Annotated in this window: 14 protein-coding genes; 7 read left to right on the top strand and 7 right to left on the bottom strand. The window is 60.5% G+C overall.

Annotation, left to right across the window (positions count from 1 at the left end; genetic code table 11):
* Positions 1-8: 8 nt before the first annotated feature.
* The 3 genes from CAK95_RS17205 to CAK95_RS17195 are packed head-to-tail and all read right to left on the bottom strand — an operon-like array spanning position 9 to position 2,744.
* Complete coding sequence (locus tag CAK95_RS17205; RefSeq protein ID WP_086089014.1) at positions 9-971, bottom strand: ABC transporter substrate-binding protein; 963 nt, start codon at positions 969-971, stop codon at positions 9-11.
* Positions 972-996: 25 nt separating this feature from the next.
* Positions 997-1,953, bottom strand: a complete 957-nt coding sequence (locus CAK95_RS17200; protein WP_086089013.1) for an ABC transporter substrate-binding protein — start codon at positions 1,951-1,953, stop codon at positions 997-999.
* Positions 1,950-2,744 carry a class II aldolase/adducin family protein gene (locus tag CAK95_RS17195; protein WP_245303440.1) on the bottom strand — a complete coding sequence of 265 codons (795 nt, stop codon included), beginning with the start codon at positions 2,742-2,744 and terminating at the stop codon, positions 1,950-1,952. Before CAK95_RS17195 ends, CAK95_RS17200 begins: the two co-directional genes overlap by 4 nt.
* Before the next feature lie 239 nt (positions 2,745-2,983).
* Here CAK95_RS17195 and CAK95_RS17190 point away from each other — a divergent pair, with 239 nt between their 5' ends.
* The 7 genes from CAK95_RS17190 (at position 2,984) to CAK95_RS17160 (ending at position 11,187) form a co-directional block, all read left to right on the top strand.
* Positions 2,984-5,074 (top strand): 3-hydroxyacyl-CoA dehydrogenase NAD-binding domain-containing protein, encoded by a 2,091-nt coding sequence (locus CAK95_RS17190; RefSeq protein WP_086091485.1) that lies wholly within the window; start codon positions 2,984-2,986, stop codon positions 5,072-5,074.
* Positions 5,074-6,309, top strand: coding sequence for an acyl-CoA dehydrogenase family protein (locus CAK95_RS17185; RefSeq protein ID WP_198343866.1), 1,236 nt, complete (start codon positions 5,074-5,076; stop codon positions 6,307-6,309). Before CAK95_RS17190 ends, CAK95_RS17185 begins: the two co-directional genes overlap by 1 nt.
* A 9-nt stretch (positions 6,310-6,318) precedes the next feature.
* The gene (locus CAK95_RS17180) at positions 6,319-6,978 is read left to right on the top strand and encodes a TetR/AcrR family transcriptional regulator (protein WP_086089011.1); all 660 of its coding nucleotides are present in this window, start codon (positions 6,319-6,321) and stop codon (positions 6,976-6,978) included.
* 263 nt (positions 6,979-7,241) lie between these two features.
* Positions 7,242-8,246, top strand: a complete 1,005-nt coding sequence (locus CAK95_RS17175; protein WP_086089010.1) for a Bug family tripartite tricarboxylate transporter substrate binding protein — start codon at positions 7,242-7,244, stop codon at positions 8,244-8,246.
* Between the two features lie 55 nt (positions 8,247-8,301).
* A complete protein-coding gene (locus CAK95_RS17170; protein ID WP_086089009.1) occupies positions 8,302-8,808 on the top strand; it encodes a tripartite tricarboxylate transporter TctB family protein in 507 nt (168 codons plus the stop codon).
* 4 nt (positions 8,809-8,812) lie between these two features.
* Complete coding sequence (locus CAK95_RS17165; protein ID WP_086089008.1) at positions 8,813-10,348, top strand: tripartite tricarboxylate transporter permease; 1,536 nt, start codon at positions 8,813-8,815, stop codon at positions 10,346-10,348.
* A gap of 8 nt (positions 10,349-10,356) precedes the next feature.
* Positions 10,357-11,187 carry a sugar phosphate isomerase/epimerase family protein gene (locus CAK95_RS17160; protein WP_086089007.1) on the top strand — a complete coding sequence of 277 codons (831 nt, stop codon included), beginning with the start codon at positions 10,357-10,359 and terminating at the stop codon, positions 11,185-11,187.
* Positions 11,188-11,474: 287 nt separating this feature from the next.
* Here CAK95_RS17160 and CAK95_RS17155 read toward each other — a convergent pair whose 3' ends face one another.
* From CAK95_RS17155 to CAK95_RS17140, 4 genes are all read right to left on the bottom strand, one after another.
* Positions 11,475-12,506, bottom strand: a complete 1,032-nt coding sequence (locus CAK95_RS17155) for a CobW family GTP-binding protein (protein WP_183044144.1) — start codon at positions 12,504-12,506, stop codon at positions 11,475-11,477.
* Between the two features lie 98 nt (positions 12,507-12,604).
* Positions 12,605-13,843 (bottom strand): LVIVD repeat-containing protein, encoded by a 1,239-nt coding sequence (locus CAK95_RS17150; RefSeq protein WP_086089005.1) that lies wholly within the window; start codon positions 13,841-13,843, stop codon positions 12,605-12,607.
* 138 nt (positions 13,844-13,981) lie between these two features.
* A complete protein-coding gene (locus tag CAK95_RS17145) occupies positions 13,982-14,980 on the bottom strand; it encodes an ABC transporter substrate-binding protein (protein WP_086089004.1) in 999 nt (332 codons plus the stop codon).
* A 37-nt stretch (positions 14,981-15,017) separates the two neighbouring features.
* A complete protein-coding gene (locus tag CAK95_RS17140) occupies positions 15,018-15,779 on the bottom strand; it encodes an ABC transporter ATP-binding protein (protein WP_086089003.1) in 762 nt (253 codons plus the stop codon).
* Positions 15,780-15,793 lie beyond the last annotated feature (14 nt).

The raw sequence follows: 15,793 nt of genomic DNA, 5'->3' as shown, positions 1-15,793 counted from the left end.
TTTCCGGGTTATGACCCCGCCGGCGGGATCTGGAACAACTCGTTGAGTTGTTCCTTGGTCAGCGGCGCGTCGAGGAACTTCACGTCAACGGCATCCTTCATGACGCCGTCCAGATCCGAAAGCCGGTCTGGCGACATCGCCTCCTTCGGATTGAACTGGTCACGCTGCAGGATCACAAGACTCTCGGGCTTCTTGATGATCTCTGCATACATTCTCACCGCGTCGGGGCTGGTATACATCCAGTCCAGCGCTTCGCGATAAGCCCGCATGAAACGAATAAAGACATCCTTCTTTGCCTTGAGCGCATTGGCGTTGACGATCTGCACCCGCACCGTCTGATCCTTCAGCGAGGGCACATCATTGCCGCGGGCGATGATGCGAATCTTGCCTTCCTGCACTTCCGTCAATGCAAACGGCACAACAGCCCAGCCGATATCGATCTGGCCACTCATCGTCATGGTCAGTGTTGCGGGTGGCCCGCCGGTCGCGGTCGGCTTGGCTTTCACACCAAGCTGCTTGACGAAACCGAGGGCGATGTTGTGCGAGGTCGAGCCGTTGGTGGAATACGACATCGTGTTCTTGTCGGTCGCATCCGCCATGCTCTTGATCGGCGAATTGGCCGGCACATACCAGAACTGGTCCTGAACGCCAGTATAGCTGGATGAGATGACGCGAATCGGCGCGCCTTTGACGAAAGCGCGCATCGCGCCGGAGGTGCCGACACCAATACCAATATCGGCAGAGCCGGAGATCACCGCTTGCAGTGTTTCTCCAGCGCCCTGTGTACCAAAATTTTCCAGCACGATACCGTGCTTCTGGAAAATGCCGGCTTTCATGCCGAGCGTGGGCGCCATATTCGCCCACGCATCGATCTGGCCGATCGCGACTTTAAGCGTGTCGGCGGCGAACGCCCCCGACATGCACACGACTTGCACAGCAAGTGCTGCGGCGGCCGTCACCATACGGATCATGTTCGCTCTCCTGCTATCCCAGCGTTTAACGCGGAGGAATTTGCAAGAACTCAACTAGTTGTTCCTTTGTCAGCGGAGCCTCAAGGAATTTCAGCTTCACCGCATCGGCGACTGCACCGTCGAGATCGGCCATCTTGTCGGACTGCATCGTCTCCTTCGGATGGAATTCGGCGATCGATTCCTTCAGCAAGCCTTCATCCGACTTGATCTTCTGTGCATACATCGAGACGGCCTTGGGATCGGAATACATCCAGTCCACGCTCTCGCGATAGGCTTTCACGAACCGCATGATCGCGTCTTTCTTGTTTTTCAGCGCATCGGCGTTGACGATGATGGCGCGCACTGTTTGACCCTTCAGCGAAGGCACATCACTGCCGCGCAGAACAATGCGGATCTTGCCATCTTTGATCTCCTTGACGCCGAATGGCGGCGCGGCCCAGCCGATATCGATCTGGCCGCTCATCACTGATGTCAGTGTACCAGGCTGGCCGCCGGTCGCCGTTGGCTTTGCCTTGACGCCCAGTTCCTGTCCGAACGCCAGCACGAGATTGTTGGTCGACGACCCGTTGGTCGAATAGGCGATCGTATTCTTGTCGGTGATATCCTTCACCGACTTGATCGGCGAATCTGCCTTCACATACCAATAAAGGTCACCAGTGCCGGTGAACGCAGGCAGCAGGACTCGCACCGGAGCGCCCTTCGCAAACGCACGCATTGCGCCGGCGACGCCGACGCCCGCGCCGAGATCGGCGCTGCCGGAGATCACCGCCTGGATGGTCTCACCAGCACCGGCAGTACCGACCGCCTCAACCTTGAGATTTTGCTTGGCAAAAATGCCAGCGTCCTGACCGAGGGTCGGCGGCTGGTTTTCCCAATTATTGATTTGGCCGATGGCGATTTTCAGCGCGTCCTGCGCGAATGCTGGAGCATTAGCCAGTGTAGCGAGTATCGCTGCGCCGATCAGCGCCTTGGCGGACTTCATCGTTTCCTCCCTTTTACTTTTTTTGCTTTCGCTTTCGCGACGCTAGCACGCTTGCGGCTGGCGCCAACCGGCTTTTTGCCGCTGCGGCGGGCCCGCAGACCGTTGCCGGCCTTTTCAAGTCGCGTCGTCCAATATTCCCAGGTCCTGAAACTGGAGGTCGGCATGGAATGGATTTGCGCCGATTTCTCCACCTCACCCGGGCGCAGGGTCGAAACATTGCCCAGCATTTTGGCAAGGAACTGATACTCGGCGTTGCGGCAGGAATAAATCGTGCGGAAAACCAGTTCCTGCACGTTGCTGCCGACCACGGTCGCCCCGTGCCCCTTCATCAGCACGAGCGGCGCCTGGCCGAGCGCGCGAGCGAGCGAGGCCCCCTCTTCCGGCTTGACCAGCAGCAGGTTCGTATCGCCGAATTCGTCATACTGATCCCAGAACGGGACCTTCGGACCAATTACCGCGCCAAGATGCATCACCGGCTGCAACTCCACACCGGCGATGACGAAGGGCATCACGGCCGGCGCATGGTGATGCACCACCGCCATCACATCGGGCCGCGCCTTGTACATCTCGCCATGAATCACGCGCTCGGCGTAGAGGCGCTCTTTGGTCGACTTCACGGGGTTCGAATCGAGGTCGTATTCCAGCACGTCGCCCGGCTCCACCAGTTCCGGCGAGCGCGAGCGCGAGAGGAAATAGCGGTTTGGATTGGTGGGGTTGCGGATGCTGACATGTCCGAAGGCATCGAGGATGCCTTCATTGGCGAGGATCCGGTTGCCGAGGGCGACATCCACCCGTGTCTGTTCTATTATCGAAGCCACTGGCCTTCCCTTTCATTCTCACGACGGCGCGGATCATGCACGCCTGTACCGGAACGGCAATTGCTATATGCCACGAAACTTAGGACACTAAGATACCGGACCTGCATGGCTGAGAGCCGGTTTGACACCGCCGCCCCTCGTTCATAAACATGCGGCCCACCGGCCCCATGGCCTTGCTGCGGCTACATGGCCGCTCTGTCCGGGATCAAATTGTGTCTGAAATCGTCGAGTTTCGCCGCGAAGATTCAGTCGCGGTTATCACCGTCAACAATCCGCCTGTGAATGCGCTCACTTCGGCGATGCGCAAAGGTCTCGCCGAAGCGCTAGCCAAAGCCCGCGAGGATACTGTCATCGATGCCGTGGTGCTGACGGCCGCGGGCCGAACCTTCATCGCCGGCGCCGACATCACCGAATTCAACAAGCCACCGACGGTGCCGACAACAAGCGATGTGATCGACACGATTGACGCGATGCCAAAGCCGGTCGTGGCGGCGCTGCATGGCACGCCTTTGGGCGGCGGGCTGGAGATCGCCCTTGGTTGCCATTTCCGTGTCGTAGCGCCGGGTGCGAAATTGGGCCTGCCGGAAATCAAGCTTGGCCTGATGCCGGGCGCGGGCGGAACCCAGCGTCTGCCGCGCCTCGTCGGCATGGACAAGGCGATGGCCATGATCCTGTCTGGCGACCCGATCGACGCAGAGGACGCGCTGAGTTCTGGCTTGGTCGATGAGATTGTCTCCGATGATCTGGTCGGCTCTGCGATTGCGTTCGCCAAACGTGTGGTCGCCGAGAAGCGCCCTCTCATTCGCGCGCGCGACCGTGACGACAAGCTCACGCAGCTGCGCGCGACCCCTTCGAAATTCGACGAACTGGCGGCGCCCTACCTGAAGCGATCGCGCGGACTGCATGCTCCAGCAAAGGCGATCGAGGCACTCCGCTGGACGCTCGATGTCCCGGTGGATGAGGCACTCGTGCGCGAGCGCGAGGTTTTCCAGGACTTGAAGACCGGCGAGCAATCCAAGGCGCAGCGCCACATCTTCTTTGCGGAACGCGAGGCGGCAAAGATCGCCGATCTGCCAAAGGGCGTAAAGCCGCTCGATATCAAACGCGCCGCGGTGATCGGCGCCGGCACGATGGGCGGCGGCATTGCCATGTGCTTTGCCAATGCCGGCATCCCCGTGACGATTCTTGAAACAAGCGACGAAGCGTTGAAGCGCGGCCTCGATCTGGTCGCGAAAAACTACCAGGCGTCCGCCAAGCGCGGCGGCATGAGCTCGGAAGACGTCGATATCCGTCTCGGTCTGATGAACGGTACGACCGATGTGAGCGCCGTGGCCGACGCCGACATGGTGATCGAAGCCGTATTCGAGGATATTGGCGTCAAGCGCGATGTCATGGGCAGGCTGGATGCCACCAGCAAGCCGGGCGCGATCCTCGCGACCAATACCTCCTATCTCGATGTCAACGAGATCGCGCATTTCACCAAGCGGCCCGAGTCCGTGCTCGGCATGCACTTTTTCAGCCCGGCGAATGTCATGCGCCTTCTCGAAATCGTGCGCGGCGCCGACACCAAGCCGGAATTGCTGGCAACTGCCATCTCCGTCGCACGCAAGATCGGCAAGGTGCCGGTTGTGGTCGGCGTGTGCCACGGCTTTGTCGGCAACCGCATCCTGCGCGTGCGTTCGACCGAGGCGGAACGGCTGCTGCTGGAAGGTGCGCTACCGCAGGATATCGACGGCGCGCTGACATGGTTCGGTTTCCCGCTCGGCGTCTTCGGCGTCACCGATCTCGCCGGCCTCGACATCTCCTGGCGGATGCGCAAGGCCCAAGGCGCCAAGGCCGAGATCGCCGACCAGCTTTGCGAAATGGGCCGCTTCGGTCAGAAGACCGGCAAAGGCTTCTATCTCTATGAGGCCGGCTCGCGTACGCCAAAGCCCGATCCTGAAGTCGAAGCCTTGATTGTCGCAACATCGAAGCGGCTCGGCATCGAACGGCGCACGCTCTCGCGCGATGATATCCTCGAACGCCTGCTGTTCCCGATGATCAACGAGGGCGCACGCATCCTTGAAGAGGGCATTGCGCAGCGGCCGGGCGACATCGACGTCATCTGGGTCTATGGCTATGGCTTCCCGATCTGGCGCGGCGGTCCGATGTATTATGCCGATCAGGTTGGCTTGCCTTATATCCGCGACCGGCTGACCGAATTCGCCAAGCAGACCGGCGACAAGAAGCACGAACCCGCACCGCTGCTGGTGAAGCTGGCTACCGAAGGCCGCGGCTTTGGTTCTTTAGGCAAGGACGATTGATCATGAACGCTTCGTCACCGCGAGCCGATGATCTGGCGAAGCGGCTGACAGCGTTCATGAACGAGCATGTCTATCCGGCAGAGGCTGTTTTCGAACGCCAGTTGAAAGAAGCATCGGACCACTGGTCTGAACTGCCGATTACGACGGAACTGAAGGCCAAGGCCAAAACGGCGAAGCTCTGGAATCTGTGGCTGCCAAAGGCACATTTCGCCGAAGGCCTGACCAATCTCGAATATGCGCCCTTGTGTGAAATCATGGGCCGCTCGCCGATCGGGCCGGAGACATTCAATTGCTCCGCCCCCGATACCGGCAACATGGAAACGCTGATCCTCTACGGCAGCGAGGAACAGAAACAGCGCTGGTTGCCGCCCTTGATGGAGGGAGAAATCCGCTCCTGCTTTGCGATGACCGAGCCGGACGTTGCGTCGTCCGACGCCACCAATATCCGCACGGAGATCACGCGCGACGGCGACACTTACGTCATCAACGGCCGCAAGTGGTGGACCACAGGTGCACCGGACAAGCGCTGCAAAATCGCGATTATGATGGGACGTACCGAGCCGGACGCCCCGTCGCACAAGCAGCAATCGATGATCCTTGTACCGATGGATACCCCCGGCGTGACGGTGATCCGGCCGCTCACGGTGTTCGGTTATGACGACGCGCCACACGGCCATGCGGAAGTTTCGTTCGTGAATGTGCGCGTGCCAGCCTCGAACATATTGGTTGGCGAAGGCCGTGGTTTCGAAATCGCACAGGGCCGGCTCGGTCCCGGCCGCATCCACCATTGCATGCGCACGATCGGGCTGGCGGAGCGCGCATTGGAAACGCTGTGCCGGCGAGCACTGACGCGCAAGGCGTTCGGCAAGCCGCTGGCGGATCAGGGTGTGACGCGGCACTGGATCGCCGAATCACGAATGGAGATCGATCAGGCCCGGCTGCTGACACTCCATGCAGCACGCATGATCGATGAGTTCGGTACCAAGGCTGCGCGCGCTGAGATTGCGATGATCAAGGTGGTCGCGCCTAACATGGCGCAGAAAGTCGTCGACCGCGCCATCCAGATTTGTGGCGCCGGCGGCCTATCTCAGGACTTTCATCTGGCCTACGCTTATGCGCGTGCCCGCTCGATCCGCATTCTCGACGGACCGGACGAAGTGCATCGCGAGACAATTGCCAAGATGGAATTGCGCAAGCACGCGACGGGTGGTGTCGACGCTGGCTCTAACGTATAGAGTTCACTGATGGACGCTGCCATTCCGAAAACCAAGGCGGCACGCCGCCCGCCTGGCGAGCGCGACCCCGAGCGAACGCGCGCTTCGATCCTTGCCGCCGCGACCGGAGAATTCACCGCGCATGGCCTCGACGGCGCACGGGTGGATGAGATCGCCCGGCGGTCCGGCGTTAACAAGCGGATGATCTATTATTATTTCGGCGACAAGAACGGGCTTTATCTCGCCGTGCTGGAAGGCAGCTATGCCGATATCCGCAACGCCGAGATTAACATGCATCTAACTGATCGCGATCCTGCCGATGCGATGCGCGAACTGGTCGCTTTTACCTGGAATTACTTTATCGAACATCCGGAATTTCTCAGCCTCCTGAATACCGAAAATCTGCATCGTGCACGCCATTTGAAGACGTCAAAGAAAATCCGCGAATTGCATTCGCCGCTGGTCGGAATCATTACCGCCCTGCTGGAGCGTGGGGTGCGGGAGAAGGTATTCCGGACCGGTGTTGATCCGGTGCAGCTTTACGTCAGCATCGCATCGCTTGGATTTTTCTACATGTCGAACCGCTTCACGCTGTCGACGATTTTCGGGCGAGATCTCAGCGAACGCGAGGCTCTGGCCGAACGCGGCAAACATATCGAAGACGTCGTGCTGGGTTATTTGCGGCCTTAACCTCCAGCGTTAGAGGCGGACGCGTCCGATCTCCGCTCACTGCCACAAAAGCGTGAATCCAGAGAGGCTTTTCGCTTTCTCGGGGACGAACAGCATTTTGCCAGCCTGTTCCCTCTTGCACTTTCCGCCGGCATGTTGCACTTTTAACTAGACGGTTACTTAGCGGAAGGTCGTAGTGGGCGGGATTGCCCATCGCTGCGGCCGCTGGGTAACCTGATCCAAACTGGCAAAAGCCGGACAAAAGGATTTTGGGAGGATTTTCGATGTTGCGAACAGGCGCCCTTATTGCGTCTGCCGTTCTGGCAATGGCCGGCACGGCATCGGCACAAAACTATCCGTGGAAGCCAGAACGCCCGATCACCATCATCGTACCTTGGGCTGCCGGCGGCTCGACCGATCAGGTGGTGCGCGTCACCGCCGCCGAGGTCGAGAAGGCGCTCGGTCAGAAAATCGTCGTCATCAATCAACCCGGCGCCTCCGGTTCGATTGGGACGAAGAGCGCGCTGGAAGCAGCCAAGGACGGCTACACCTGGACGTCTGGAGCAGCGAAGGATATCGGCACCTATGCGGTCAGCGGATTGCTCGACACGCGTTTCGCCGACTGGCGTCCCTATCTCAGCGTGATCAATGTGTCGGTGCTCGGCGCCAATCCGAGCGCACCCTATAAGGATGCGCAGGATCTTGTGAAGGCGATGCAGGCGAAGCCGAACGGTGTGTCGGTCGCCACGGCCGGCATCAACTCGTCGGGACATGCGGCAATCGAAGGTTTCACCCGCGCGCTGAACGTCACCTATAAACACGTCAGTTACGACGGCGGCAATCCGGCCGTGAATGCAACGGTGGCAGGCGAGACCGAGCTCACCACCCAGCTCGCAGTCGAACAGGCAGCCATGATCCGCGCCAAGCGCCTTCGTCCGCTCGCCGTTCTCTCAGACAAGCCGCTTGAACTGGAGGGGTTTGGCACAATTCCTGCGGTGACGTCATCTGTGTCGGGCTTCAAGCCGGATGCAAATTACTTCGGCATCTTCATCCATAAGGATGTGCCGGCCAATGTGCGCGAGACCATGGATATGGTCTGGAAGAACGTGATCGCAAAATCCGACTCGATCAAGAAATACGCGCAAACCAACGGTGCCCAATTCTCGCCGGTCTATGGCGACGAAGGGACGAAAGCGGCGATGCCTGCCATCCAGTCGACGGCGTGGCAGCTTCATGCCGCCGGAAAAGCGAAGGTCTCGCCCGACACAGTCGGTATCGCCAAGCCCTGACGACAGACGTTACAGGCCGCGCGTCGCAGCGCGGCCTTTTTCCTGACGGGACAGCATGGAAGACCAAAAACCAACGCCATTTGCCGATTTGCTTTCAGGGTGCCTTTGGCTTGCACTCGCCATCAGCATCGTGATCGGAAGCTGGACGATGGACCGGCTCGAGCACCTGAAAGTCAGCACCTATACCGCCCCCGGTGTCGTTCCTGGCCTGCTCGGGATTGCGATCGCCATCATGGGCATTCTCCTGATCGTGCGTTCGCTGCGGGCCGGCGCGTTGGCTCAAATGCAAATTCCGGCCTTGAACCCGCTTGAACACTGGAGATTGCTGACCGCACTGGCCTTATGCCTTGCCTTTTCGCTCGGCCTGCTCGGCAGCGGCCTGCCATTCTGGCTGGCTGCGGCGATTTTCATCGCCGTTTTTGTGTTCATATTCCAATTCGAAGATCGCAAGCGTGCCGGAACGATCCTGCGCGGCGCGGCGGTCGCCATTGTATTCGCGCTGATCTGCGGTGGCACCATCCACTACATTTTCCAGGAATTATTCCTGGTCCGGCTCCCGTAATCCGATGCTCGACGGTCTCTTTCTTTTCGGCCATTCAATCGCGAATTTCGCGACACCGACGACCATTCTCTATGCACTCGGCGCCTCGCTCGTCGGGCTGATCATTGGCGGCCTGCCCGGCCTGACCGCCACGATGGGCGTCGCGCTGATGACGACACTGACGATCGCTTTGCCACCCGCCACAGCGCTGCTGATCCTGATCTGTACCTATGTCGGCGCGATCTATGGCGGCAGCCGCAGTGCGATCCTGCTCAACATTCCCGGCACCCCCGCCTCCGCCGCATCCTGTCTCGACGGGTACGCGCTGGCCCGTCAGGGACTTGCCGGCCGGGCGATGGGTATCGCGACCTCGGGTTCGATCCTCGGCACATGGATCGGCATGATCGCGCTGGCGCTGTTCACGCCCGTGTTGGGGGAAATGGCGCTGAAATTCGGCGCCTATGAATTTTTCTGGCTGGCGGTGTTCGGTGTTGTCATTTCCGGCAACCTCACCGGCAACGATCCGCTGAAGGGATGGATCGCCGGCTTCTTCGGCCTGTTTGTCGCCGCGATCGGCCAGGAAGGCATGTATGCCTATGACCGCTTCACCTTTGGAATTCACGACCTGTCCGGCGGCATTTCGCTGATCCCGGCGCTGGTCGGCGCCTTCGGTTTCGCCGAGGTGCTGACGGTGATCAAGGATCGGCCACCGAAATTCGTCATCAACACCTTCGACACGGTGATCCCGCGCCTCCAGGACGTGCTGAAATACTGGCGCACCATCATCCGCTCCGGTCTGATCGGCACCGGCATCGGTATCGTCCCCGGTGTCGGCGAAGATGTCGCAGCATGGAGTTCCTATGCCGCCGCGCGGCGCGCCAGCAAGGAAAAGGAGAAATTCGGCAAGGGCTCGGTCGAAGGACTGATGGCGGCGGAAACCGGCGACAATGCCTGCATTCCCGGCGCGGTGATCCCGGTGCTCACACTGGCCGTCCCCGGCTCGGCGCCGGCCGCTGTGTTGCTGGCAGCGATGCTGATCCACGGCGTTCAGCCTGGTCCGCTGATCATGGTGCAGAACCCGCAATTTGTTTACGACGTCGTGGCGATGATGCTGTTCGCCAGCATCTGCATCCTCATCTATGGCCTCACGCTGACCAAGCTGATGGTGAAGATCCTGCAGGTGCCGCAGACGCTGGTCATGCCGGTGATCTTCGTCCTGTGTGCCGTCGGCTCATTCGCCATCGCATCGCGCTTCTTCGATATCTATGTGATGCTGGCTTTCGGCATCATCGGCTTCTTCCTGCGCCAGCTTAATTACCCGATGGCACCGCTGGTCCTTGGCATTGTGCTGGGTGACCTGCTGGACAAGAATCTGCGGCGCGGGCTGACATTGTCGGACGGCGACCTCTCGCCCTTCTTCACCCGGCCGATCAGTCTCGCGTTGTTCTGCCTTGTCGCCGGCACGATCCTGATGAATGTCCCCGCCGTGACAAACGCCGTCAGCCGCATCTGGACCAGCGCAACCGGAAGCTTGCGCGGCAAATCCAGCGGCGGCGCATAAGAACCGATATGAGAATTTCCCTGTGCAACGAAGTGCTGGCCGAATTCGATTTCGCGCGGCAATGCGATCTCGCCAGGCATCTTGGCTATGACGGGCTGGAGATTGCGCCCTTCACGCTTTCGCCGGAACCGCATCTTCTGCCGGCGGCGCGACGGAGCGAAATCCGCAAGATTGCCGCGGATCAGGGGATCGCCATCACCGGCCTGCATTATCTCCTGCGCGCGCCGGAGGGATTATCGATCACATCGTCAGATGACGCGCAGCGCGCTCGCAGCGTCGATGTCATCCGGCGGCTGATCGAACTCGCCCATGACCTCGGCACCGGCATCATCGTGCACGGCTCGCCGGCGCAGCGGCGACTCGAAACCGGACACGAAGACGAAGGCCGCAAACATGGTGTCGCCTGCTGGCAGGCGATCGCGAAAGACGCCGAACAGGCCGGCGTGACCTATTGCATCGAGGCGCTGCATCAGCCGGAAGCCAATTTCGTCAACACCGTCGAGGAGGCCGCCGCTATCGTGAACCAGATCGGCAGTCCGGCGGTCCGCACGATGATCGATTGCTCGGCCGCGGCGCTGACGGAAAAGCAATCGGTGCCCGACCTGATCCGGCAATGGGTGCCGACGGGGCTGATCGCCCATATTCACTTTAACGATCCGAACCGCCGCGGACCCGGCGAAGGCGAACTCGCCTTCGCACCCATCGCGCGGGCATTGCATGAGAGCGGCTATCGCGGCGATGCCTCGATCGAGCCGTTTATCTATATCCCGGATGGCGCAACCTGCGCAGCGCGAGCGATCGGCTATATGCGCGGGGTTCTGGAGGCAAAAACGCTCTGACGCGGGGATAAGTTCTGAAGGATTGAAAAAAGGGCCCGGCGCGATCAGCCGGGCCCTTTTGTTTTGGTTGTCGCCGGACCGATGTGGACAGGACGAAAGGCGCAAAACGCTTGAAAATGCAGTCCTTTGCAGTCGCGTTTCACGTGAAAATATTCCTATTTACGTGGCATTGGCCGGCCTTGTCATGCTCGTAGACGTGCGCATCCTCTGACGGACAGCGGCATTCGTCGTGCAACGTCACGCCGATGTACCCCCACCCTCTCGCTCATGCTCGCCACCCCCCACCTTCAAGGTGACGGATTCAACCGGGCGACCGCCTCAAACAGCGATTTGACATCCTGTTCGCCGATATTGCGGGTGATGAAGACAAGCCGGCTGATGCGATCGCCATCCGGCCAGGTCTGAAGTTCAGCGGGCGGATGCGCCAGATGCTGCACGAATTGCACGATCACAGGCCCGGCGCAGCCTTCCACATTCAGGATGCCCTTGGCGCGCAGAATGTCGCTGCCGCGCAGGGCCATCAGCGTTTCCATCGTCCGTGCCACCACAGGCCATGCCAGCGGCCGGTCCCATGTCAGCGTGAAGCTGACGATCCTGTCTGCATGCATGGCCTCGGCGATAAAAATCTCACCGTCATGCAAGGATGAAGCACCATCGCTCGCGAAGACGCTGTCATCGACATCGCCATGATCCGACGTCACGACCCGCGCGCGTGGATTGAGCGACCGCAATTGCGCGACAAGCGCCGCATCCTGGCCTGACGACGCAATGTCCGTCTTGGTCACGACAATCGTGTCGGCCATGATCGCCTGCCGCCGCGCCTCGGGAAATGCATCGAGTGTCGCTGCGCCGTTGACGGCATCGGCCGCGGTGACGACAGCCTCGACATAATATTCACCGCCAAGCGCGCGGTCGGTCGCGAACGTGCGCAGGATCGGACCGGGATCGGCAAGCCCCGATGTTTCGATGACAACGCGCTGGAAATGCGGGATGAGCCCGCGCTCACGATCCGTCACCAGTTTCCGTAACGCCACCTGAAGATCGGAGCGCACGTTGCAGCACAGACAGCCGTTGCCGAGCAGCACGGTCTCGTCGGCACTCGACCGCAGCAGGGCATCGTCGATCCCAGCCGCGCCGAATTCATTGACGACGATGGCGGTGCCGTGGCCCGCCTCGCTCTCGATGAAGTTCTTCACCAGCGTTGTCTTGCCGGCGCCGAGAAAGCCCGTGACCACGATCACAGGAATTCGCGCGCCGCGTTCATGGCGCAACCTGCGCCCGAACAATCCGGCGTCAGTTGAGCGGAAGAGATCGTTCATTTCCATCCTCCGTTCATTCCCGCGCAAGCGGGAATCCAGATTCTGGGTCCCCGCTTTCGCGGGGACGAACGGAAAGTGTTTGCCCGTTGCGGGCCAAACTAGAACCCCATCTCCAGAATATACAACCCGCCAACATGGCGATCGACGGTGTAGACGATGCCGCGTTCGTCGACGAACACGTCGTTGAGCTGGATCGTGCCCTGCGGCGCCAGCGCGGGGGCTTCCGGCACGAAGGTGGCGATTTCCTTCGGCTGGTAGGGATTGGAGATGTCGTAGGCGCGGATGCCGCCGTTGAAGAACGTGCCGATCACCACCTGATCGGACATCCAAGTATACGGCGTCGGCTTGTTCTCGTGGATGTTGTGCGCGCCGAAACGCCCGCCACGGCTCTTGAAGGCGTCGTAGGGCAGCGGACAGGTCGCAATCGGCACCGGATTGGTTTCGTCGCGGCCGTCGAGAATCCAGATCAGCTTCGGCCAGTCGGCGGCATCGTCCACCACCGATTCATCGGTGACGACGAGCAATCCGCGATCGAACAGCGGCAGGATCGTGTGCGTGAAGCCGTGATAGGGCGGCGAGTTGTCCCAATGGGCGATCGGCTTCGGCCGCGACATGTCGGAAATGTCCATGATGTACATGCCGCCATCGATATAGCCGAGATAGCAACGGTCCGGCCGCTGCGGATAGACATTGGTGTTGTGGGCGCGAAAGCCCATGTCGAACACCTTGTGGCGGACCGGCGGCGGCACATCGTCGCCCTTGCGCGTGCCGGGCATCCACCACCGCCCGGCCTCGACCGGCTTGGACGGATTGCGCACATCGAAAATCTGGTAGCACTGGTCGTCGAGCGGATGGGTCGGCTCGAAGTCCGGCGCGCCCGAAGCGATGTGCACATACTCCCCATCGGCGAACCACAACTGGTGCGCGCCGCGCGAATGCGGGCCGGAGCGATCGACACGCGCGATGGACTTCGGATTCTCCGGAACCGAAATGTCGAACAGTTCGAACCCCGCCGGCTTCTGGCCGACCTTCTGGGTCTGGTAAGCGACCGCCATGATGTCGCCGACGACCTCGAGCGAATTGGAGCGCATGAAGGCCTCGGGCAATTCGGTCTGCACCACGATCTTCGGATTGCGCGGATCGGTGACATCAACGCCGGTGAAATTCTTCGGCGCGCTTTCATGCGCGAGATAGATGATGCGCCGGCCATCCTTGGTCATCTGGATCGACATGCCCTCGCCCATGCCGCCGAAGCCGGCCAGTTCATGGTGAGCCAGCAGCTTGAAATTCCAAAGGATGGAATCGGAGGCGCGGGACTTCAGGGGGGATTCGGACATGGCATTCTCCAGACACAAGCATCATTGGTCCGTTCGTCCCCGCGAAAGCGGGGACCCAGCATGACACGACCTGTGTCGCATGGAGGCCTGGGTCCCCGCCTGCACGGGGACGAGCGGATTTGTTAGATGGCAGGACTATTACGATGCCGCCCTTGCCTTTTCCATCAAATCCGGCCGCAGCACCTTCTTCCAATCGGGAATTGCGGAGATTTTTTTCTCGCGCAGGAGGACTTCCGCCTGCTGCTGCATGTAGGGCGCAAGATCGCTTGGAAAACCGGGATTGACCTCCACCCGCGCCAAGGCCTTCTGAAAGGTCTCCGGCGACATCTTGTAGCCCTTCTCGGTGTAGAAGCTGTAGATCACCTCAGCGACCTTTTTCGGCTGTTCCTTGAAATCCTTCGCCACGTCGAGCCAAGCCTGCAGGTAAGCGATCATGGCCTTCGGGTTCTTCTCGACGAAATCCGGCGTCGCCGCCATGAAGACCGGCATTCTGTCATAGGGCGAGAAGTCGGTGACGATATTGGCGATGCCGTCCGCCTCGGCGATGGAGTTGTAGGGCTCGACGGGCACCGCGGCATCGATGGTCTTGGCAGCCAGCGCCGCGACCATGTCATTGACGTTCATGCGCACTTCCTGCCAGTCGCCTTTTTTCAGGCCGGCCGACGGGCCGATGGTATCGGTGAAGACATTGCCGACGGATGATCCGACCTGATTGCCGATCTTCTTGCCGCGCAATTCCTCGAGTTTGGTGATGTTGAGATCCTTGCGCGCCAGCACGGCGGCGGTCTTGCCGACATATTCGATCTGGGCGATGCCGATCATGCCGCCCTTGTCGTGACCAAGGATCAGCGATTGCGCGGCATAGGTGCCAAGGTCGACCTGACGCGCCACCATCTGCTGCATCGTCAGGTTGCCGGACGGCACCGCGAATTCCTGGAATTTCACGCCACGTTTTTCAAGGAGGCCGGACCGCATGAGATAATAGGTCGGCATGCCCCAGATGTTGGTCTGGTAACCTTGCCGCACCATCATGTCCTCCGCAGCGGAGGGCGTGATGCCGAGGCCCGCAGCAACGAGCCCGGCGCCCGTGCCGGCGAGATAGTGACGGCGGGTGATCCCGTTCTTGTCGGTCGTCATGCGTTATCCTCCCTTTGGCGTTTTCGCCTTTATCGTGTCAGTTGTTGGCCTTGTCCTGTCCTAGTTCACGCAAAAGACGCTTCTGGTAATCGAGGAATTCGACGCTCAGCGGATCCCGCGGACGCGGCAAATCGATCCTGATTTCCGATTTCACCGTGCCGGGATGCGGCGTCATGATGATCACGCGATCGGCGAGATAGACGGCTTCGGCGACATTGTGGGTGACATAGATCACCGTCTTTTTCGTCTCATGCCAGACATCAGCCAGAAGGCGCTGCATGTCATCTCGCGTCAGGGCATCGAGTGCCGCAAACGGCTCGTCCATCAGAAGAACGGCCGGATTGTAAGCGAGCGCCCGCGCAATCGCGACACGCTGCTGCATGCCGCCAGAGAGATGATGCGGATAGGACGCGACAAACTTCTCCAGTTTCACGAGACGCAATTGCTCACGCGCGATCTTCTCGCGCTCGTCCTTGGCAACGCCCTTCATCTCAAGACCGAAGGCGACATTGCCGAGCGCCGTGCGCCACGGGAAGAGTTGCGCAAAATCCTGGAACACGACGCCGCGATCCATGCCGTGGCCGTTCACCGCCTTGCCGCCGATGCGGATTTCGCCGCCGCTCGGCGGGATGAAACCGGCAATGATATTCAGCAATGTGGACTTGCCGCAGCCGCTGGGACCGACGAGGCACAGGAATTCCGACCGCTCGATATCGAGCGAGACTTCCTGCACGCCCTGCACGCGGCCGGCCGGCGTGTCGTAACTCAGGGAGACCTCGCGGATTTCAATCTCGGACATGTCTTCTCCCAATA

The sequence above is a fragment of the Pseudorhodoplanes sinuspersici genome (genome assembly GCF_002119765.1).
Lineage (GTDB): Bacteria > Pseudomonadota > Alphaproteobacteria > Rhizobiales > Xanthobacteraceae > Pseudorhodoplanes > Pseudorhodoplanes sinuspersici.
The sequence above is the reverse complement of the archived record's forward strand: the minus strand, read 5'-3'. Positions and strand labels throughout refer to the sequence as shown.